Here is a 21627-nt window from a genome sequence, read left to right as displayed (position 1 = left end):
TAAATAAAAAATACATCCTTATAAGGATGTATTTTTTATTTAATGATAATGTTATAAATTATTCTACATGAACCGATATGCTTTTAGATAATACTTGCATTGAGAAAGGAACTCTAGCTTCAAAAGCTATAGTGTTTGTTGAATTTGGTGTATTTGAGAAGATGTACGAATCTTTGATACGTAATCTAAATGTTTTTTCAGATCCGAATGGACCAGTATAAGAACTGACTTCGTCTAAAGAACTTCCTGCATATCTAATACCATTAATAGTTAAAGCTTCTGAATATGAATCCGGTGTACCTACTTCACTAACTTTAACATAAAGGTAATCGCCCTTAAGAACAGGAATAGATAAGTAAGAACTTAATTCAAGAGCTCGGGAAATGGCTGCTAAAAAGGGATATAAACCAGGATCTAAAGAATATAACGAACTATTTTCTAAAATTGATCCTCGTGGTATGACACCAAATGTGGTTGAAGATATTATCAAAACTGGTTCTCGTTCTCCGGGTGATAAACCAGGAACTTGGAAACATAGTAGAGCAGATGGTTATGTTATACTTAATGACAACGGGGATGTAATAACAGCTGTTCCCGCAAAGAAGGACAAATAAATAATATTTTACGTTGCAAAAGGTTGGTTACAAATAGTGGATATTAAATATGATGAATACGAACTTTTAGAGCTATTCGAGAGTGAACCAGAAGACTTTTTAATTTAAGTCTTTCTTATAATGAAGGATGTGTATTTGATGTTAATATGGAATCCGTAGAACGTGTCTATACCCGTAATGATATACTTTATATTCAGTGCTCTGAAGAAAAAAAAGCGATAGAATTGAGATTCAAACCGCACTTTGCCATTAATATTAGAGAATTCTAATAAAAAACCGTGGGAAATAATTATTTTCTACGGTTTTTATTGTATCAATTTGAATATTTTCCTAGAGTTTCCTTTCATAACCTGAATCGTTTCTATACCCCGTTCACGATTTATGAAGAGGTCATTATACATTGAAAAGATACTTCAATTTTAATAGGTAAAACAAGAAATTCGTATTAATAAAATTCATTTTCGTAGCTTAGTTTCATGCTTTTTGTAAACCTATTTAAATACTTATATTATTGTTTAACTATGCTAGCGACCATATGGTCCAGAAGATTATGCGTGGGGTACACTGGCCGTGACGTTAGGGTCATTACTAATGGTAAAGGTGATGTAGTAACCTGTTGTCCCTTATTAAGGATAAAAGGAGCCATTGCGATGGGAATTATTTATGATGAATTGGAATTGTTAGAGATTTTCTGCAATGAACATGAGGTTATAGATGCTGATGCAAGTATATTTAGTTACAAATCGATAGATACGTTAGGATATACCTTGGAATTATTTATATCTGTTCATGAAAATTATGTAAGCTTTGAATTGACGCATGAGAACTTAAAATCGGTTATTTACGATATTGTAGTGGTTAATGTAAATAAAATAAAAACTTGGGAAAATACTTTGAAAGTTTACGATGAAAGTGAAAAACAACTATTACAAGTTGCTTTTAAACCCAATTTTTCATTACAGACTAAGTTTTAAAATAATAAAAAGGGTCATTTTTTTGATCCTTTTTATTTTTAAGACCTAGAACACCTTGCATACCTTGAACATGATATAAAAAAGTGAGGCATAACCAAACGTCTGCATATTAAGTTATATTTACCGTAATAATGAAGGTTTATTACCAAGTGCTCCAAATAGGACTTGGGATGAAGCGAATATAAATTATATATCAGGGTATGGAGGAAATGATAGAATTATTTATTCTAGTGATGGATTAGTGTATAAGACTTCGGATCATTATAAAACGTTTACCGAAGTAGAATAGGAAATAGAGGGATTAAATTTATGGAAATAGTAAAATTGGATGGAAGAAAATTCACTAGTAAAGAAGTATTGCATCAAACATTAAAAAAACAATTAGATTTCCCTAGTTTTTATGGGGAAAATGCGGATGCTTTGTGGGATTGTTTAACTGGGTTTATAGGTCTTCCTATAACAATAGAATGGGAATTTTTCAAGAGTACTCAAAAGATGTTAGGACCTTATGCAGATTTAATTTTAAAAATATTTCAAGATGCACAAAATGAAATGCCTGGTAAGTTCTATATTGTTGTAAAATAATTTAAAGAGCCTTAAGTAAACATAAAAACCGTAGAAATATTTGATTTCTGCGGTTTATATTATATCAATTTAATTCGTTTTTATATTGGTCCTTCATACTTCAATCCGTTTCTATACCTCTGCAATATTATGAATCTCTTTTTAAACGATATGCTTGTTATAATCAAGCATTAGATGTGGGGCAGGGGAAATGGTTGAATTTTAAGTTTAAAGATAAAAATAAATAAGGGGAATATGTTATGAAAGTAACTTGTTTATATAATACCGGTAATGACCTATCTAAGGTAACAGAGGAAACATTTAATTTAACCATTGAAAAAGAGTATATTGTTTATGGAATCTGCAAATTACAAAGTGGTGAATTAACATATTTAATCTTAGGAGAACGTGAAAATATGCCATCATGGTATCCAGCAGAACTATTTAAAATATCCGATGCGCTACAACCTTTAGAATGGTATTGTGCAGAACATAGACATGTTAAAGATACAACTATAGATTATATATGGGGATATAAAGAGTTAGCCTTGGATAATACACATGCTCTTGGTTTAATAGAAAGAGAGAATAAGGATATGGAACTATTTCTAAAGCGTAAAGCTGAAATTGATGAATTTGAGGAATTGTAATAGTAAATGAATTGATTAACCTATAAAAAACGTAGAAATTAAATATTTCTACGTTTTTTGTACATAACATTAAAAAAACAGCTTATTTTTTGAAAAAGTTGAAAGATGTCATTTATATTGGCGTGAATATCTATTACAATGTACTTTATATAAAAAAAGTAGCTGCAAGTGCAACTACTTTTTTCACAAAAACATTATTATTCAAATAACACCTCTAGCGTAAACTTGCGCTTAATGGTACTTGAGAATAAACTGTGAAATTGTTACCATAAGTACCGTGCCTTGAAAATGAGGAAGAAATTGAACTGTTCCAACTTTTGTAGGCAGCCCCAGATGTATCTGTTCTTAGAAGTACGTTTGAAAAGCTAGCTTGGCTAAAGGAATTACGTCCAGTATCTTCAACCCCCTGAACCATTTTTACTGGTTCATATTGAGAAAATGAGCCATATACAGGCTGATTTGCATATCTAGGGCTTCCATTTACATACATAGTAACCGTACCATTTCCGTTATTAACGAGTTTAAGGTTTACTCGGTCACCATCTTTAATTGATGTATCATACTGTGTGTTCCAATACTTACTGTTTTGACCTGATTCATTATACCCTGAATTTAGAAATACTTTATATCCACTTGGTGTTTTGGAAATACCACCCTCAACTTTAGATGCTCCAATACCTAAATACCAATTCACATATCCATCTTTAACAACAACTGATTTTGGTAGATTTATATCAGCTGCAATCCCAGTATAGGTACTATTTGTAACACTTTTTACAGCACCTTCTGTAGCTGCAAAACTAGTAGTTGAAAACATTGATAGAGAAATTAGAAGTGAACCAACTAGATACATCATTTTTTTCTTACTTTTCCTTAATACTTGATTCATGTTAGATCCCCCATATTTTAAATTATTAAATTGTATGGAAAGTTGGCCAACTAACTACAACTTACAAATTAAAGATATATCAGGTTTTATTTAATGTATATATTTTCCTGTTATAAGTCATTGAAATGTCAAATAAATTTGATTTTTTATATTTATCAATATAGATGGAGTTGACAAAATAAAGTAGTATGCCTATTTAAATGTAAGAAGATTTTGTTAAAAAATATAAAAACCTATAAGTGTGTTGGGGATAGTATGTACTACGATTTATTTAGGAGAGAGAAATATGGAATGAATATAATCTTTTTCAATGGGTAGATCTGAAATATTTAGAAATAGATTAAAAACAAAGGAAATAAATGAATCGTTTTTCTTAAGGAATTCATTGAAATAGTTCGTAGATGAAAGGAAATATATGATTTATAAGACATGGATTTCCTATATAAAAGAAGAAAGGGGATCCAGCTATGGGAATTACAAATACAAGATCGAAGTTAGATAATGCAGCTATTGAAGAGGCTATAGAGGCATTAAAAGATGAAAATGAATGTTTATGTATGGAAATCGATTACTTAAAAAAGTTAAAGGCCTTCCTTCAAAAAGAGATGGAATTACAGAACAAGACAAAGTAAAAGTAATTTATCTTACAAAATTCGAAGGTATGGAACAGATTAAGATAGTATTAGATAATTATAGAGGTCATTACAATCGCAAAAAAAATCAAAGTACACTTAAAAGGAATGAGTCCAGTACAATACCGGACTCACATTGAAACAGCCGCTAAATTTTTGTTTAATTCTTCAGGTTCACATCATAGGCGATCGATTGTTGGCTTGCTACGCGTAGTGATTGTTATTTTTTAACCCATCTCATATTACGTTAGTTTAAGTATTGAGAGTAAAAGAATAGGAATTGAAAAATTAATGTTTTACTAAATAATCTATTAAAGAAACTTAAAGGAATAACAAGTTCTCCTATTGTAAGGATTTTAAGTGTATCCTTATTTAGTCCTTTTATTAATTCTTTTAATGTTTGGAAGTTTATTTTATTAACGAAAGACCAACTTGGCACAGCTTTTGTATCTGAACCTATTTTGAAAATGATATGAATACTATGTGCATGAAAACCGCTTATTATTAAAATCAGCATAAATCCTAAAATAATGAACCAAGTCATTTTTCAACATCTTCTTTCAGTATTTAATATTAAGATATTAAAACTGTTGAGAAAGTGTACTGTTGTCCATGAAAAATATTGAGAAATTGTTGAGGAAACGTTGAGAATGTTGTAATGCGATTGATTGTAGCGTAGTTAATAATGCTTGTCATATTATATGTGTGAAAAAAGGAAATAGGAAAGAGAACAGTTGCGTAGACTGTTCTCTTAAGGAGCGGAAGCGCTGAACATTTTCAATGACAATGATTCAACCATTCCGCTAATAGTATGTGCAAATATTTATAATCCATACAAGAAAGGCCGTTAGAAAAAATAACCGCCTGGCCTCAGGGAGAATTCAAGAAAATTAGAGATTCATTATGGATACAGATTGGCTGTTACCAATCTATTCGTAGTATTGGAAATAATTCCATAAAGGATTTAATTATAGCATTCTTAAGTTTTTAAATAGAGAATTTAAAGAACAAGAAGTCAAGTATATAAGATTCAATTATCTTGGAGGTTTTGACAATATAATTGATGAGAATCAATTAAATCTAAATAACATTGAATTTGCGTTAAATAGGGACAAGAATAATTCATTGACAGCACTAATGGATATAGAGGCTATGGTGGTAAATGGTGCACTAAAGATAAATATTATCTACAGTAAAAATAGATTTAAAGATGAAACGATCCAAAAGTTTATTGAAAGTTATGTGAATACTTTGAAGCTAATTTTACATAAGTGCATAGAAAAGGATTTCAAGGAGTTCACTCCATCGGATTTTGATGCTGTAGAAATTTCACAAGAAGATTTAGATGCGTTGTTTAATTAGAATTTACGCAAGGGGTATATTATTATGAAAAAATTAAGATACTTGTTAGTTATACTTAGTGTTTTTCTCAGTATAGTTGTATTACCACTTAAGGGATATGCATTAGACAAAGAGGTTGAGCAGATAAGTTTATTAACAAATGATACAAAACTAAAGATAGAAAAGTTTATAGAAGAAAATATGGATAAAGGTAAGGTTCCAGGACTAGCAGTTACCTTAGTTAAAGGTGATAAGACTGTTTATCAAAGAGGATTTGGATATTCAGATATAGATGCTAAAAAGTCAGTTACTTCTAAATCCCTGTTTGAAATAGGATCTAATAGTAAAGCATTTACTGCTTTGGGAATTTTTAATTTAGAAAAAAATGGACAAATTAAACTTGAAGATGAAGTAACTAAATATATACCATGGTTAAAAGTTAAATATAAAGGTAAGGAAGCTTCAATAACTATAGAACAATTATTACATCAAACAAGTGGTATACCTTTTAAAACGATAGATAAGATACCAGTTTCTAATGAAGATAATGCACTTGAAGAAACAGTTAAAACCTTAATTAATATAGAATTAGATAGTGAACCAGGTAAGGATTTCCAGTATGCAACTATAAATTATGATGTTTTAGGGTTGGTTATTGAAAAAGTGACAGGGAAATCTTATGAAGGCTATATTGAAGAAAATGTCTTAAAGCCATTGGGTTTACATAATACTTATCTTTATAAAAATGAGATTGTTAATGAATATATCGCTAAAGGGTATAAACTCGAATTCTTAAAAAATGATGTATATGATGCGCCTGTGTATAGAGGGAATAAGCCGGCTGGGTATATTATCTCCAGTGCTCAAGATATGGCTAAGTGGCTTAAGATTCAGCTGGGCACTTTAAATGATTTGAAATTTGATAAAGACATAGTTGGAAAATCTCAAGAGGCCAATCGTACAGTTAGACCATTAAGTGATGGATCATTCTATGCTAGTGGTTGGTTCATTTATCCAAAGGGTGAAAATCAAATTTCACATGCCGGGAATAATCCTAACTATTCTTCATTTATAGTATTTAATCCTAAGGATAAAGTCGGGGTTGCAGTACTAAGTAATACGAACTCACAATATGTAGAACTTATAGGTCAAGGTATTAATAAGATTTTAGAAGAGGGCACTTACAATAAAAATATAATAGATTTAAATAAAGGCGCAGATACAATAGCTAGTGTAATTATATGTATTTCAATTTTAATAGTTTTAAGCATATTATTTTTTACATTAAAAGCATTAAAAGCAATATTAAATAAACAAAGGTATTTAAATACAAATGGAAAAAAGAGTTTGTTAAAGCTTGTTTTTTCTTTTCTGTTCATGCTGGGAATAAGTTACTGTATATATTTAATTCCATATGTCCTGTATAGAGGAGTATCATGGGAATTTGTTTTTGTATGGCTTCCTAATAGTATTGAAGTTGCACTTTATTTTGTTTTTACCAGTGTATGGTTAGTGTATATATACTTAGTATTTATAAGCTTTTTCAAAAAAGACAACGATAAGGGAATATTTTTGTTATCTATAAAGCGTTATTAGTGGTTTTGGTAATGCGCTTATAATTTTCACTATTAATCTGGCTGTAACAAGTAATAATGCGTTAAAGATTAAGCTGTTAATGTATTTCGTTTTAGGAATTATTCTTTATGTCTATGGGCAAAAGGTTATGAGGGGGAAATTAATAGAGTTAACCAATGAAATAGTATATTCAAAAAGAATGAAAATTCCAAAAAAATACCAGGATCTTCTTATAGCAAGTTTGAAGAAATTGAAAAGGGAAGAATTCAGTCCATTATATGAAAGATTATAAAGAAATTGGTATTATTTTTTGTGTGATAAAGATCGAAAAACTCAGAAAAAATCGATGAGTTATTAACTAGAAAATAGGGGGGAGTTTAATGAGAAAAATAGTATTATACAGTGATCAAGTACAAGAAGATAGAAAATTGGATTATGAACTATTAAGGTTGTTAAATAAAGAAAATCCTTCATTAGCATATCTTCGAGCATCTTCAGATGTAACAGGAAAATATTTTAATTATGTAGTTAAATATTATAGATATTTAGGAATTAATAATGTGAAATATTTTGATTTAGACAAAGAATACGATGAAAGAAAGGTTAATGACATATTTAATTATGATGGAATACATCTTTCTGGTGGAAATACATTCCGCTTTTTATATTCCTTAAGAAAAAGAAATTTATTGCATTCATTAAAATCATATTTGAAAAATGGTGGAGTTTTGATTGGTGTTAGTGCTGGTAGTATAATAACAACTAAAAGTATTGATACAGCCCAATTTTTAGACGAGGATATTATAGGACTAGAGGATAGAAAGTCCCTAGGTATTGTAGATTTTGATTTTATGCCTCATTGGAGCGAGGAACAAAGTGAGAAATATTTAGATTTATTAAAAGATTATTCTGAGTTGAAAAGTAGGGAGATTTATGCTTGTAAAGATGGTGATGGGATAGTTATTGATGGAGAAGAGATTAAATTGATTGGTGATATTTTGAAAATCTAATTTAGTTTCAATTTATATTAACAAAGAAGAAACTCTTTTCGGTTTCTTCTAAGGAATCATGTATAAAACCATCTCCTTTATGCTTATAAATTGAGGAACAATTATGTTGAAACTATAGAAGAAGAGTCCTGTTAATACAGGACTCTTCTTTATTTTTATGAATGTAATTATTAGAGATATTAGTGAACTACTTGCCACTTAGCAAAGCTTGAATTGGGAGCTTCTCAGCTCCACGATGAAAGAAACCTTTCGACTCCCTGAGCGTTACATCTAGATGTTCAACGCTGGGACGCTCTCTGTATACGGTTGATATTTTAAGCAGTTACCGAATAGCTTGGTTTTCGTACTCTATTTTCTTCCTGAAACCTCCTATATCAAGCTATCAAAGAACTTCAGATAGCTAGTATATCAAAAGTTTTTTGCTATACCAAACCGAAATTCATCTCCCCCTACGGTTTGGCTATCGCCCTTCACACGCTTGAGGAAGGAGAATTCTTCCGGTAAATTCATTAAAAAATTCCTCCTGTGTACCAAGAAGCAAAATATTTTTATGATAAAATATAGAAAAAGATGATTAAGAAGGGATAATTAAAGTGAAACCAACAATTTATGATGTTGCGGAAAAAGCAGGTGTATCAATAGCGACTGTATCCAAGGTAATTAATCAAACTGGGCGTATTAGTGAAAAAACAATAAACAAAGTAAATCAGGTAATGGATGAACTAGATTACCAGCCAAGTAGTGTAGCAGCAGCGTTAACAGGCAAAAAAACATATACAATTGGGGTACTTGTCCCAGATATCTCAAACCCATTTTTTGCTGAAGTAGCAAGAGCGTTTGAAAATAGTGCACGAGAATCAGGGTATACACTCATTTTATGTAGTACAGACCATCAAACAAAACGTGAACACGAGTACATTGATCTATTATTTAAAAAGCAAGTAGATGGCATTATTATTGCAACGGAGTTAAATGATTATAAACTTGTAAAAAAAATCGTGAATCGAGATTTGCCACTTGTATTATTCACTGTAGATCATCCTTCCATCACGACTCATGTTGTGACAACTGATGATATGAGGGGAGGCTATCTAGCTGGAAGTTATCTAACACAGAAAGGCCATACATCTTTAACGATTATGATGGAGAAGGATAGAAAAAGTAGCTTAGGGAGATTGAATGGTTTCAAACAAGCCCTTACGGATTCAGGGATTTCGTTAGATGATGAGGCTATCATTAGTTGCTATTCGACAGTGGAAGATAGCAAACGTGCAAGTAAAGAGTTACTTCATTTGCCTAACAGACCTACAGCCGTTTTTGCTTGTACAGATTTGATTGCTATATGCCTTATGAATGAAGCAAGAAAACAAGGACTTTCAATTCCGGAAGATTTATCAATAATCGGATTTGATAATACAATCTATGCTGAGATTGCAGATCCAGGGTTAACAACAATTGAGCAGCCAATTAAACAAATGGCAGCCTGTACGTTTGAACAACTGCTAAAAACGATGGAAATGAAGGAGCATGCTAAGCAAAAAATTACAATTATTCCTCAGTTAGTAGAGCGATCCTCAGTAAAGGATATTACATGATAACTTTTTTACAAGTCTATTTGAATGTAACAAAAGAAGGTCATCGTAACTAAGTATAGTTAGGATGACCTTCTTTTATATATAGGATTTAGACAGAGAATTGCTCACCGCTTTTCGTATTTAAATCCTGATCCATCTCATTTTCCTTTGGAATAGTAAGGAAATGAGTTAAAAATGCACCAAAGAAGTACAAACCAGCAAAAATCCACATCACGCCGCCAACACCTAATGGCCCGATGAAGGCAGTTACTACTAATGGTCCAACAAATGCTGATAATCCTGAACCTAAATTTAAAACAGACATTGCAGCTCCTTTATTTTCAGGAGATAAAGATGGGACTAATGCTGTAAGAGGTACATAACCGGCGAGTGTTGCTCCGTAGCAACAGGCAACAAATAATATTGCCCAATAATTATGTCCTACCATTTTTGGTACATAATAGAGTGCAAGAGTTACAATTCCGCAACCGACTCCTCCGAACCATTTAATTGTATTTACCCAACCAAACTTGTCTCCAACAATACCAAAAATAATATTAAACACCATATTTACAAAGAATAGAGTACCCCAAATTTGAAGCCATTCAGTCATCGTAAAATTATATTTCATCATATAGGTAGGTAGGAAAACAACAAATCCAAACTGAGCGGCCGAGTTTATAATTTTTACAATACCACCTATACCAACTTTAGGATTTTCAAATGCGATGGTAATGCCTTTTAGTAATTCACTTAATTTGTTAGCGCTTACGGTTTGTGCTTTAAACCTGTCCTTATTTACAACAATTGAGAATAATCCACCGACGACAACAAAAATTAAAGCACTCCATAATGTAGCGATTTCTCCGATTTTAGGAACCATATAGCTAGAATAAAAGGCTCCTATAACACTAAGCCCCAGCTGGAATACGAACCAGAACCAGCCAACTGCTCTTGAAAGCATTTGTTGAGGAGTACTGTAAGATACCCAAACTAGAAAAGAATAAGCAAATAAAGGATAACCGAACCCTCGTAGGGCATAGCAAATTAATATTACGGGATAATTCATATGTTGAATTCCTATACCTATGAACCCGATTGAACCTAAAATGAATGATACTAAACCAAACGTCATGACTTTTCTTGGTCCCCACATTTGTACAAATACCCCCGAAAACCAAGAAGAAGCAGATACAGTAATTCCGTAAATAGTAAACAGGAAAGCAGCGTGTTCTAGCGTTAATCCTTTTTCAACGAGATAAGGGGATAACCATCCCTGTTCTAAACCGTCCCCAATCATAAAAACAATAATCCCTATGTATCCCCAAGTTAAATTAGAAGGGATTCCAATCCTGTCCATAAATGTTTTGTTTGAACTAATAGCGTTCATTCTCCCACCACCGATAAGTTATTTTTTGGTTAAGCGCTTAATTCTTTTTGATAAAAAAAGTATACGCTTACATTATGAGGTCGTCAATTAAATTTTTTGACAATTTACAACTTTCTTTTATAGGGGCATTCTATTTACTTATCGGACAATAAAATAATGGTGAATATGAAAACAAAGAAATACCTTATAGATAGGAGTTTAGACTTTGAAGGGCTTTGTTTTCTTTGTTATATCAGTATTTTAAAAGAATATATTTGTAGCTTTTTAGAGTGTGTATTTCTAATTATTAATTTTTATTTTTATGTAATACGTATATTGAGGGAATGTAAAATTCAGATGTAAAGAAAAGTATTCGAAAAAATAAAAATGTTTTCAATTTAGAATCAAGTGTGTATAATGAAGAAAAATAGGGAAAGCGCTTAACTGATTTGATACGCTAAACCCTATAGACTTTCATTTCGTTTCTTAAATTTTAATATAGAGGGAGAAATCATATGAACGTTTTAAAGATTGGGATTATTGGTGCTGGACGAATTGGGAAACTGCATGTTGATAATTTGCAGCTTATGCCACAAGTAAAAATTAAAGCGGTTTCAGATGTAGCGATTAATCATCTAGAAAAGTGGGCCGAGGATAAAGGGATTTCCACTCTGACTACAAACTATCAGGATTTATTAGCAGATCCAGAAATTGATGCTGTATTTATTTGTTCACCAACAAATACACATGCGCAAATTATTAAAGAAGCGGCTCTTGCGAAAAAACATATTTTCTGTGAAAAGCCTGTTAGTTTCTCAGTAGAAGAAACATTAGATGCATTAGAAGTAGTAAAAGAACAAGGAGCATCACTTCAAGTAGGTTTTAACCGCCGTTTCGATCCTAACTTCAGAAAAGTCTATGATCTTATTCAACAAGGAGAAGTGGGACACCCACATATTTTAAAAATTACGTCTAGAGATCCACAACCGCCAAGTATAGAATATGTTCGTTCTTCAGGTGGATTGTTTATGGATATGATGATTCATGATTTTGATATGGCTAGGTATGTGATGAATAGTGAAGTTGTTGAAGTATTTGCATATGGAACAACATTAATTGATCCATCCATTCAGGAAGTAAATGATGTTGATACTGCAATTGTCACATTAAAATTTGCGAATGGAGCTTTAGGGGTAATTGATAATAGCCGCCAAGCTGTTTATGGATATGACCAGCGTGTGGAAGTGTTTGGTGAAAAAGGCGCGGTTGCTGCGGATAATTGCTGCCCGACAACAGTTCAAGTGTCAAAAACAGAAGGTGTTGTAAAAGATAAGCCGCTTTATTTCTTCTTAGAGCGTTACACGCAGGCTTACATTGAGGAAGTAACACAATTTACAAAGTCAATTATAGAAGGACAAGCTGTTATTTGCAGTGGTAATGATGGGTTACAAGCGGAGCGAATTGCGAAAGCTGCGAAGGAATCCTTACTAACAGGAAAACCTGTACAAATTGAACATAAACAGCCTGCATTAAATCAATAAAGAGAACGCTTACTTATAGATAGATAAAGAGTAATGAATAGTATGTTTATAAAAATATGAACCTTATCATTCATAAAGCATGGGAGGTAGTAATAATGAATCCACTTATTTTTAAAGAAGATCGTCCATTGGACCTAATTGCAGTTGGACGTTTATGCGTTGATTTAAATGCCAATGAAACACAACGTCCAATGGAAGAAACAAGAACGTTTACTAAATATGTAGGAGGTTCTCCTGCGAATATTGCGATTGGTGCTGCACGTCTTGGCTTACAAACAGGATTTATTGGTAAAGTATCTGATGACCAAATGGGCCGCTTTATTACGGGGTACCTAAAGGACAACAATATTAATACAGATCAGATATGTATCGATCGTACTGGTGCAGTGACAGGTTTAGCATTTACAGAAATTAAAAGCCCTGAGGATTGCAGGATTTTAATGTACCGCGACAATGTCGCAGACTTAAACCTAGATCCAACAGAGGTATCTGAGGACTATATTAAACAATCAAAAGCACTCTTAATTTCAGGAACAGCTTTAGCAAAAAGCCCTTCTCGCGAGGCGGTATTTTTAGTGCTAGAATATGCGCGTAAACATGATGTAGTTGTATTTTTTGATGTAGATTACCGCCCTTATACATGGCAGTCAGAAGCTGAAACGGCTGTGTATTACAATCTAGCGGCTGAAAAATCTGATGTCATTATTGGAACGCGCGAAGAATTCGATATGATGGAAAAACTATTAAACTACGAACAATCTAATGACCAAGTTACGGCTGAAAGATGGTTTTCTCATCATGCGAAAATCGTTGTAATTAAACACGGCGGGGATGGTTCAATCGCTTATACGAGAGACGGTCAATCTCACCGCGGCGGTATCTTTAAAACAAAGGTGTTAAAGACGTTTGGCGCTGGCGACTCGTATGCTTCTGCGTTTATTTATGGCCTAATGCAAGGGCTTGAGATTCCTCAAGCGATGCGATTAGGTGGCGCTTCTGCTTCGATCGTTATTTCTAAACATAGCTGTTCTGATGCAATGCCAACACGTGAAGAGATTTCTGCATTCATGGAGACGGCTGAGGAATTGGTATAGAAACGTTATGAATCAATAATCAAGTAAGGGCGTATCCTATTGGACGCTTCTACATTACATAAAAGGGAGAGAATGAAAATGACAGTACAAACAGCACAAATTGTAAAAAACTACATTGGCGGCGAATGGGTAGAATCCATTTCAACTAAGATGGAAGCTGTATATAATCCTGCAACAGGGGAAGTAATCGCTCAAGTACCACTTTCAACAAAAGTAGACGTTGACCAAGCTGTATTAGTAGCAAATGAAGCATTCAAATCTTGGTCTAAAACGGCTGTACCAAAACGCGCTCGTATTCTATTTAAATATCAACAACTACTAGTAGATAACTGGGAAGAGTTAGCGAAACTCATTACGATTGAAAACGGAAAAAGCTATAACGAGGCTTACGGTGAAGTTCTTCGTGGTATTGAGTGCGTGGAGTTTGCAGCGGGTGCTCCTACATTAATGATGGGAAAACAGCTACCTGATATTGCAACAGGTATTGAGTCTGGTATGTATCGTTACCCAATTGGTGTTATTGGTGGGATTACACCATTTAACTTCCCAATGATGGTTCCATGCTGGATGTTCCCACTTGCAATTGCTTGTGGTAATACATTTGTATTAAAACCTTCAGAGCGTACACCACTTCTAGCAGCAAGATTAGCAGAATTAGCTGAAGAAGCAGGCTTACCAAAAGGTGTATTAAATATCGTAAATGGCGCTCACGATGTAGTAAACGGTCTTCTGGAACATAAATTAGTGAAGGCAATTTCATTTGTAGGTTCTCAGCCTGTCGCAGAATATGTATACAAAAAAGGAACAGAAAACTTAAAACGCGTGCAAGCACTAGCGGGTGCGAAAAACCATTCCATTGTATTAAATGATGCGAATCTAGAACTAGCTACAAAGCAAATTATTAGCGCTGCATTCGGTTCAGCTGGTGAGCGTTGTATGGCTACTTCTGTTGTAACAGTAGAAGAAGAAATTGCAGATCAATTAGTTGAAAGACTAGTAGCAGAAGCGAATAAAATTGTAATTGGCAATGGTCTTGATGAAGATGTATTTTTAGGACCAGTTATTCGTGATAACCATAAAGAGCGCACAATTGGTTACATCGATTCAGGTGTAGAGCAGGGCGCTACATTAGTTCGTGATGGACGAGAAGATACAGCTGTAAAAGGAGCTGGATACTTCGTTGGTCCAACAATTTTTGACCATGTTACAAAAGAAATGAAAATCTGGCAAGATGAGATTTTTGCTCCTGTTTTATCGATTGTTCGTGTGAAATCATTAGATGAAGCGATTGAAATTGCAAATGAGTCTCGTTTTGCAAATGGAGCTTGCATTTATACAGATAGCGGGGCAAGTGTACGTCAATTCCGTGAAACAATTGAATCAGGTATGTTAGGTGTGAATGTTGGGGTTCCGGCGCCAATGGCATTCTTCCCATTCTCTGGCTGGAAAGACTCTTTCTACGGTGATCTTCATGCGAATGGTACTGACGGCGTTGAGTTTTATACAAGAAAGAAAATGCTTACATCACGTTGGGAAAAGTAATCATTAAGAGAGAAGTAGACTCTCTCTAGTTGCTTATAAGCAAAAGTAAGGGAAGTAGTAAAAGATAAGAAGGAAGTATTAGGAGTCTATCAAATTCCTAATACTCCTTTTTCATATGCAGAATGACTGATAGAGATAGAAAGGAGCAAATCATATGCAAACTGTTAGAATGACGACGGCGCAAGCATTGGTGAAATTTTTAAATCAGCAATACGTAGAGTTTGATGGAAAACAACAAAAGTTTATTAAGGGAATCTTTACGATTTTTGGTCATGGAAATGTAGTAGGCCTAGGTCAAGCTTTAGAAGAAGATGCAGGGGAATTAGAGGTATATCAAGGGAGAAATGAACAAGGAATGGCAAATGCTGCGATGGCTTTTGCGAAACAAAAACATAGAAAACAAATTATGGCATGTACTTCTTCTGTTGGTCCTGGATCAGCAAACATGATTACCTCTGCAGCAACAGCTTCTGCAAATAATATTCCCGTTTTATTACTTCCAGGAGATGTATTTGCAACGAGACAACCTGATCCTGTTCTTCAGCAAATTGAACAAACACATGATTTATCTATTTCTACGAATGATGCTTTTCGTGCAGTAAGTAAGTACTGGGACCGGATAAATCGTCCTGAACAATTGATGACTGCTATGATTCAAGCCATGCGTGTTTTAACGAATCCGGCAGATACAGGAGCTGTAACAATTTGCTTACCACAAGATGTCCAAGGGGAAGCATGGAATTTTCCAAGTTACTTCTTCGAAAAGCGTGTTCACCGTATTGAACGTCGCCTACCTACAAAAGCAAATTTAGCGGATGCGGTTGAAATGATTAAGAGAAAGAAAAAGCCAATTATGATTTGCGGTGGTGGTGTAAGATACGCCGAAGCGGCAGAGGAGCTGAAACAGTTTGCTGAGGCATTCCACATTCCATTTGGAGAAACACAAGCTGGAAAAAGTGCGATAGAAAGTAATCATCCATATAATCTTGGCGGCATTGGGGTAACCGGAAATTTAGCAGCTAATACAATTGCAAAGGAAGCGGATCTTGTTATTGGGATTGGGACGAGATTTACTGATTTTACAACGGCATCTAAACAATTATTTCAAAATGAGGAAGTTGAGTTTCTAAACATCAACATTTCAGAATTTCATGCGAACAAGCTTGATGCGTTGAAGGTTATAGCAGATGCGAAAGAAGCACTTCTTGCTCTAATAGCTGAACTACAAGTAATTGATTATCAATCTAGTTACACTGCAGAAATCACTGATGCAAAAGAGGCTTGGGAAACAGAATTAGCACGTCTACATAATATTCGCTTTACAGGTCAAGGTTTCACACCAGAAGTTGAAGGTCATTTCGATGAGAATTTAAATGAGTATGTAGACGCACTTGGTACACAATTAACACAGACTGCAGTCATTGGAAAAATGAATACATTACTTGATGAAGATGCAATCATCGTTGGTGCGGCAGGAAGTCTTCCAGGTGATTTACAAAGAATGTGGGCACCTAGAAAACCTAATACATATCACATGGAGTATGGATACTCTTGTATGGGCTATGAGGTTGCCGGCGCGCTTGGTGCAAAGCTAGCTGAACCATCGAAGGAAGTATATGCAATGGTAGGGGATGGAAGTTACCAAATGCTGCATTCTGAGCTTGTCACAAGTCTTCAAGAAAACAAAAAAATTAATGTTTTATTGTTTGATAACTCTGGATTTGGCTGCATTAATAACTTACAAATGGGTAATGGAATGGGGAGCTTTGGAACAGAGTTTCGCTACCGAAACCAGGAAACTCGTAAATTAAATGGGGCTATTATGAAAATTGATTTTGCAGCTAGCGCGGCTGGATATGGCGTAAAAACGTATCAAGTTACATCAATAGAACAATTACAGGAAGCGCTTAAGAATGCGAGAAAACAAACAGTTTCTACATTAATTGATATTAAAGTATTACCAAAAACAATGACAAATGGATACGATTCATGGTGGCATGTAGGTGTTGCAGAGGTATCTAATAGTCAAAGTGTACAAGCTGCGTACGAGGATAAAATAAGTAACTTGCAAAAGGCAAGATCGTATTAGATTAGGACACAAAGAGGGCTTTTTATCTACATGCATATTTTTTAGAAAGCCCCCTTTTTAACGGACAGATAAGAGAAGTTGGCGAAATTCTATCACATTTTGCAAAGAGGAGAGATAAGGGAATGTTCAAAGAAAACACGATTAAGCTTGGAATTGCACCAATCGCTTGGACAAATGATGATATGCCGGAGCTAGGGGCAGAAAATACGTTTGAACAATGTATCAGTGAGATGGCACTTGCTGGATTTAATGGAAGTGAAGTAGGTAATAAATATCCGAGAAATACAGTTGTATTGAAAAAATCTTTGGAATTACGAAACCTGGAGATTGCTAGTGCATGGTTTAGTACGTTTTTAACAACGAAGCCGATTGAAGAGACGGTAGAAGAATTTATTAAGCATAGGGATTTCTTACATGACATGGGTGCAGAAGTCATCGTTGTTTCAGAGCAAGGGCATAGTATTCAAGGTTTAATGGATGTACCACTATTTAAAAATAAGCCTGTTTTTACAGAAGAAGAGTGGGAAAAGCTAGCGGATGGGTTACATCACCTCGGTAAATTAGCTCAGGAAAAGGGGCTACATATTGTATACCATCATCATATGGGTACGGGTGTTCAAACAACGGCAGAAATTGAAAAGTTAATGGACATGACTGATCCAGCGCTTGTATCTCTGCTTTTTGATACAGGTCATCTTGTTTTTTCAGGAGAAGAGCCGCTTTATATTTTAAAAAAATATTTACCTCGTATTAAACATGTACATTTAAAAGATATTCGCCAGGAAGTAGTAGATGTTGTAAAGGAAAACGAATTGAGCTTCTTACAGGCAGTGAAGAATGGGGCATTTACAGTTCCCGGGGATGGCGTAATTGGATTTGATGAAGTGTTTACTATCCTTGCAAACTCTGATTATAAGGGTTGGTTTGTGGTAGAAGCAGAGCAAGATCCAGCTTTAGCGAATCCTTTTGAATACGCATTAAAAGCCCGAAAATTTATACAAGAAAAAGCAGGTCTGTAATTTAAGCATTTTAAGATTATCCCTAAGTAAATGGTATGGTAATCAACATGTCTTCTTACAAAATGGATAAAAAGACGTGAAGGTTGGTTTTACATGTAATAAATAATATTGAAATAGGGGAGTATGTAATGCCATTAGTTCAAATGAAAGATATTTTAATTAAAGCAAATCAAGAGAATTATGGGGTTGGAGCTTTTAGTGTCGCTAATATGGAAATGGTAATGGGAGCTATTAAAGCAGCTGAAGAGTTAAGTTCACCGCTTATTCTACAAATTGCGGAAGTTCGCTTGAATCATTCGCCAATTCATATGATTGGTCCTTTGATGGTAGCTGCAGCAAAAAAAGCAACTGTTCCAGTAGCAGTTCACTTTGATCACGGTATGACATTTGAAACAATTAAAGAGGCGTTAGAAATTGGTTTTAGTTCGGTTATGTTTGATGGATCTCACTATCCATTAGAAGAGAATATCAAAAAGACAAAAGAAATTGTAGCACTTGCGAAACAATACGAAGCGACAGTAGAGGCTGAGATTGGCAGAGTTGGTGGTAGTGAGGATGGATCAGAAGATATTGAGATGTTGCTAACAAGTACTAAAGAAGCAAAACAATTTGCAGAAGAAACAGACGTAGATGCGTTAGCTGTTGCGATTGGAAATGCGCATGGTATGTACAATGGAGATCCCAATTTACGATTAGACCGCCTACAAGAGATTAATGAGGTAGTCCATATCCCACTCGTTTTACATGGCGGCTCTGGCATTAGCCCAGAGGATTTCAAGCAATGTATTCAACATGGTGTTCGTAAAATTAATGTAGCGACAGCCACATTTCAGAATGTAATTACTGAGGTTAACAATACCGTCCTAAATACTCCGTATTCAGATTATTTTACGTATCACCAGGATGTTATTGAGGCCGCATATGAAAACGTTAAAAGTCATATGCAAATATTCGGAAGTGAAAACAGAGCATAATCAGAAAAAATTTCTTCATTACTAGTTAGAAGAAATTCGGAATGTAGTTAGCTGACAAAAGTGGAGAATGCTAGTGAAGCCATTAATTAAAAGGAGGAGAAAGCCATGTTAGGAAAATTAGGTGAATTACATGAAGGATATAATGTATTAACAGAAATGAACGGTCAATGCAGTGATATGTTAATGGATATAGGCATATATAAGATGTCTAATGGAAAACAAGAATTGCTATTTGATAATAAGAATGAAACAGCAGTTCTTTTACTGGAAGGGGCAATACGTTTAGAGTGGGAAGGAATGGAACAAGTTATTCAAAGACAGTCTGTGTTTGAAGAAAACCCTTGGTGTTTACATGTATCTAAAAATGTGAAGCTTACAATTACTGCTCTTTCAGATAGTGAAGTGCTTGTTCAAAAAACGGAAAATGATCAAGAATTTGCTTCTAAGTTATATACCCCAAATGAGTGTCAAAGTGTTGTGACTGGAGAAGGAGTATGGGAAGGAACAGCACAGCGTGTTATTCGTACGATTTTTGACTATAACAATGCAGCATATTCTAATATGGTAGTAGGAGAAGTTATTTCTTATCCAGGGCGATGGTCCAGTTATCCACCTCATCACCATGATCAACCGGAGGTATATTATTATCGCTTTAACAAGCCACAGGGATTTGGATGTGCAATGGTTGGTGAGGATGCTTATCGCGTTGTACATAATAGCTTTATTACAATTTCAGGTGAACTAGACCATCCGCAAGCAACTGCGCCTGGATATGCCATGTATTTTTGTTGGATGATTCGACATCTTGAGAATAATCCATGGAATGATCGTATCATGGAGGAAGACCACAAGTGGTTATTAGAACCAAACACGAAAATTTGGCCAGAAAAGGAATAGACGAAAATAAAAACGAGCAATCCTATTCATAGTGATAAGGTGCTCGTTTTTTTATTTGTGTGTGGAAAGGAAAATTCTTCTTACTGTTATCGCCGGATTATTGTCCTGCGAACATTTAAAGAAGGAGAATTCTTTCAGAAATTATGTAAAATAAATCTTTTATTTTGGTCTGTGTTTCTGACTTGTTAGTTATTTACTTTTTGTTTGTTGTTCTATCTACATCTGAAATGGGTAAGTCTGTGCCATATAGGTCTTGGTTAATAACTTTATTGCTAATGTTTGGATTATGTTCCACTTGAGATGATGTTTCTAGCATTTGTTCTTGTTCCTTACTAGGGGTATTCAGAGCATCCGATGGGACACGATTCATCTGTTTGTTTACTAGCTTTTCTTTATCCATATAATACAGCTCCTTTTTGAGATGAGATTAAAAACAATGGAATTATGAATAGACACTTCGATATTTTGAGCCTTTGAATGGAATTATATACAAACTTATATTGCAAAGATTGCTTTTATTTGTTTCTTGTTTTGGTTTACATTTTGTTTCGTTACAAGTTTTGTTGTTAAATTGGCACAACAACAGATATGATAACCAATAGGTAGTGAAGGATAATATTTTTTCATAGAGAATAATGCTAGAGTAGGAATTAATCTATTTTGCTTTTAGATGAAAGGGGAATTCTCATGAATACACTTGTTAATGATAAGTTTTATGATACGCGAAATCATTTATTTGAGGAAATTACTTTGTTAAGTGATACTCAATTTAATAAGAAACCAGATAAGGATAAATGGAGTATAGCACAAGTATGTCATCACTTAGTGTTATTAGATGAAAGGGTTATAAAGGTCATTTCATCTGAACTAAAAAAGATGGATAGTACACAAAATGAGCGTAAAGAAATTCAATCTATATTATTAGATAGATCTATAAAATTTATAGCCCCAGAAATGATTCAACCAAACATAGAGCCATTTGAAGTGCAGCAAATGGTCGAATTGTTAAACGACGCTAGAAAAGAATTAATGCGTTTCCTAAGTACAATAGAAGATGAATCTATATTAGCGAAAAAATCAGTGATGCATCCAGCTCTTGGAGAATTACTTCTTGATCAGTGGATAGAACTGATTTATTTGCATGAACAGCGCCATATAGAACAAATTAAGGAGATAAAATTATTTTGTGAAGTTGGAAAGTAAAAATCATTGTCTATTTTTAGAGAAATGTATGCTATTAAATTATATAAAAAAGAATTCAAATAATTTTTATACCAAA

22 protein-coding genes and 2 pseudogenes are annotated in these 21627 nt (G+C 34.0%); 19 read left to right on the top strand and 5 right to left on the bottom strand.

Annotated features, from left to right (window positions below; all coding sequences use genetic code 11):
* Nucleotides 1-58: 58 nt before the first annotated feature.
* Entirely contained in the window at nucleotides 59-490 is a 432-nt protein-coding gene (locus MR083_RS02120; protein WP_041184608.1) for a hypothetical protein, read from the bottom strand.
* On the opposite strand from MR083_RS02120, the gene MR083_RS02115 reads away from it, so the two are divergent.
* From MR083_RS02115 to MR083_RS02090, 6 genes and pseudogenes are all read left to right on the top strand, one after another.
* Nucleotides 384-614: a hypothetical protein gene (locus MR083_RS02115; RefSeq protein WP_087952262.1), complete on the top strand. Its 231-nt coding sequence runs from the start codon at nucleotides 384-386 to the stop codon at nucleotides 612-614. The genes MR083_RS02120 and MR083_RS02115 overlap by 107 nt on opposite strands.
* Before the next feature lie 36 nt (nucleotides 615-650).
* Nucleotides 651-883 (top strand): annotated as a pseudogene (locus MR083_RS02110) (hypothetical protein).
* A 381-nt stretch (nucleotides 884-1264) separates the two neighbouring features.
* On the top strand, nucleotides 1265-1588 hold the full coding sequence (locus MR083_RS02105) for a hypothetical protein (protein ID WP_087952271.1): 324 nt from the start codon (nucleotides 1265-1267) through the stop codon (nucleotides 1586-1588).
* Nucleotides 1589-1694: 106 nt separating this feature from the next.
* Nucleotides 1695-1877 (top strand): ribonuclease domain-containing protein, encoded by a 183-nt coding sequence (locus MR083_RS02100; RefSeq protein ID WP_306299052.1) that lies wholly within the window; start codon nucleotides 1695-1697, stop codon nucleotides 1875-1877.
* Nucleotides 1878-1897: 20 nt separating this feature from the next.
* The gene (locus MR083_RS02095; protein WP_087952261.1) at nucleotides 1898-2173 is read left to right on the top strand and encodes a barstar family protein; all 276 of its coding nucleotides are present in this window, start codon (nucleotides 1898-1900) and stop codon (nucleotides 2171-2173) included.
* Between the two features lie 239 nt (nucleotides 2174-2412).
* Nucleotides 2413-2802: a hypothetical protein gene (locus MR083_RS02090; RefSeq protein ID WP_014893722.1), complete on the top strand. Its 390-nt coding sequence runs from the start codon at nucleotides 2413-2415 to the stop codon at nucleotides 2800-2802.
* Between the two features lie 214 nt (nucleotides 2803-3016).
* On the opposite strand, the gene MR083_RS02085 is transcribed toward MR083_RS02090, so the two are convergent.
* Nucleotides 3017-3691, bottom strand: a complete 675-nt coding sequence (locus MR083_RS02085) for a hypothetical protein (protein ID WP_087952260.1) — start codon at nucleotides 3689-3691, stop codon at nucleotides 3017-3019.
* 467 nt (nucleotides 3692-4158) lie between these two features.
* On the opposite strand from MR083_RS02085, the gene MR083_RS02080 reads away from it, so the two are divergent.
* The gene (locus MR083_RS02080; protein WP_176364554.1) at nucleotides 4159-4323 is read left to right on the top strand and encodes a hypothetical protein; all 165 of its coding nucleotides are present in this window, start codon (nucleotides 4159-4161) and stop codon (nucleotides 4321-4323) included.
* 247 nt (nucleotides 4324-4570) lie between these two features.
* Here the strand turns inward: MR083_RS02080 and MR083_RS02075 are convergent, their stop codons facing one another.
* A complete protein-coding gene (locus MR083_RS02075) occupies nucleotides 4571-4867 on the bottom strand; it encodes a hypothetical protein (RefSeq protein ID WP_000219734.1) in 297 nt (98 codons plus the stop codon).
* Between the two features lie 422 nt (nucleotides 4868-5289).
* Between MR083_RS02075 and MR083_RS02070 the strand changes: the two are divergent.
* The 4 genes and pseudogenes from MR083_RS02070 to MR083_RS02055 all read left to right on the top strand — a co-directional run.
* Nucleotides 5290-5685, top strand: a pseudogene (locus MR083_RS02070) (condensation domain-containing protein); the annotation flags it as partial.
* A gap of 24 nt (nucleotides 5686-5709) precedes the next feature.
* A complete protein-coding gene (locus MR083_RS02065; RefSeq protein ID WP_242268388.1) occupies nucleotides 5710-7260 on the top strand; it encodes a serine hydrolase domain-containing protein in 1551 nt (516 codons plus the stop codon).
* Between the two features lie 359 nt (nucleotides 7261-7619).
* On the top strand, nucleotides 7620-8249 hold the full coding sequence (locus MR083_RS02060; RefSeq protein ID WP_087996919.1) for a Type 1 glutamine amidotransferase-like domain-containing protein: 630 nt from the start codon (nucleotides 7620-7622) through the stop codon (nucleotides 8247-8249).
* Between the two features lie 593 nt (nucleotides 8250-8842).
* Nucleotides 8843-9844, top strand: a complete 1002-nt coding sequence (locus tag MR083_RS02055; RefSeq protein ID WP_000805151.1) for a LacI family DNA-binding transcriptional regulator — start codon at nucleotides 8843-8845, stop codon at nucleotides 9842-9844.
* An 88-nt stretch (nucleotides 9845-9932) separates the two neighbouring features.
* Here the strand turns inward: MR083_RS02055 and MR083_RS02050 are convergent, their stop codons facing one another.
* Nucleotides 9933-11213: an MFS transporter gene (locus MR083_RS02050; RefSeq protein ID WP_242268386.1), complete on the bottom strand. Its 1281-nt coding sequence runs from the start codon at nucleotides 11211-11213 to the stop codon at nucleotides 9933-9935.
* Nucleotides 11214-11707: 494 nt separating this feature from the next.
* On the opposite strand from MR083_RS02050, the gene iolG reads away from it, so the two are divergent.
* The 7 genes from iolG (at nucleotide 11708) to MR083_RS02015 (ending at nucleotide 20348) form a co-directional block, all read left to right on the top strand.
* A complete protein-coding gene (iolG, locus tag MR083_RS02045) occupies nucleotides 11708-12733 on the top strand; it encodes an inositol 2-dehydrogenase (protein WP_088328123.1) in 1026 nt (341 codons plus the stop codon).
* A 95-nt stretch (nucleotides 12734-12828) separates the two neighbouring features.
* Nucleotides 12829-13827: a 5-dehydro-2-deoxygluconokinase gene (iolC, locus tag MR083_RS02040; protein WP_242268384.1), complete on the top strand. Its 999-nt coding sequence runs from the start codon at nucleotides 12829-12831 to the stop codon at nucleotides 13825-13827.
* A 78-nt stretch (nucleotides 13828-13905) separates the two neighbouring features.
* Nucleotides 13906-15369 carry a CoA-acylating methylmalonate-semialdehyde dehydrogenase gene (locus MR083_RS02035; protein WP_242268382.1) on the top strand — a complete coding sequence of 488 codons (1464 nt, stop codon included), beginning with the start codon at nucleotides 13906-13908 and terminating at the stop codon, nucleotides 15367-15369.
* A 154-nt stretch (nucleotides 15370-15523) separates the two neighbouring features.
* Entirely contained in the window at nucleotides 15524-17458 is a 1935-nt protein-coding gene (gene iolD, locus MR083_RS02030; RefSeq protein WP_242268380.1) for a 3D-(3,5/4)-trihydroxycyclohexane-1,2-dione acylhydrolase (decyclizing), read from the top strand.
* Nucleotides 17459-17580: 122 nt separating this feature from the next.
* A complete protein-coding gene (gene iolE, locus MR083_RS02025) occupies nucleotides 17581-18477 on the top strand; it encodes a myo-inosose-2 dehydratase (RefSeq protein WP_087952284.1) in 897 nt (298 codons plus the stop codon).
* 128 nt (nucleotides 18478-18605) lie between these two features.
* Nucleotides 18606-19451 carry a class II fructose-bisphosphate aldolase gene (locus MR083_RS02020; RefSeq protein ID WP_242268378.1) on the top strand — a complete coding sequence of 282 codons (846 nt, stop codon included), beginning with the start codon at nucleotides 18606-18608 and terminating at the stop codon, nucleotides 19449-19451.
* A 105-nt stretch (nucleotides 19452-19556) separates the two neighbouring features.
* Nucleotides 19557-20348, top strand: a complete 792-nt coding sequence (locus MR083_RS02015) for a 5-deoxy-glucuronate isomerase (protein ID WP_242268376.1) — start codon at nucleotides 19557-19559, stop codon at nucleotides 20346-20348.
* A 193-nt stretch (nucleotides 20349-20541) separates the two neighbouring features.
* On the opposite strand, the gene MR083_RS02010 is transcribed toward MR083_RS02015, so the two are convergent.
* Nucleotides 20542-20748 (bottom strand): hypothetical protein, encoded by a 207-nt coding sequence (locus MR083_RS02010; RefSeq protein ID WP_087996928.1) that lies wholly within the window; start codon nucleotides 20746-20748, stop codon nucleotides 20542-20544.
* A 287-nt stretch (nucleotides 20749-21035) separates the two neighbouring features.
* On the opposite strand from MR083_RS02010, the gene MR083_RS02005 reads away from it, so the two are divergent.
* A complete protein-coding gene (locus MR083_RS02005) occupies nucleotides 21036-21551 on the top strand; it encodes a DinB family protein (RefSeq protein ID WP_242268374.1) in 516 nt (171 codons plus the stop codon).
* Nucleotides 21552-21627: the final 76 nt, after the last annotated feature.

Origin of the sequence: Bacillus cereus group sp. BfR-BA-01408 (assembly GCF_022663305.1) — a bacterium.
Lineage (GTDB): Bacteria > Bacillota > Bacilli > Bacillales > Bacillaceae_G > Bacillus_A > Bacillus_A pacificus.
Note: the sequence above shows the minus strand (reverse complement) of the source record. Positions and strands in the feature narration are given on the sequence as shown.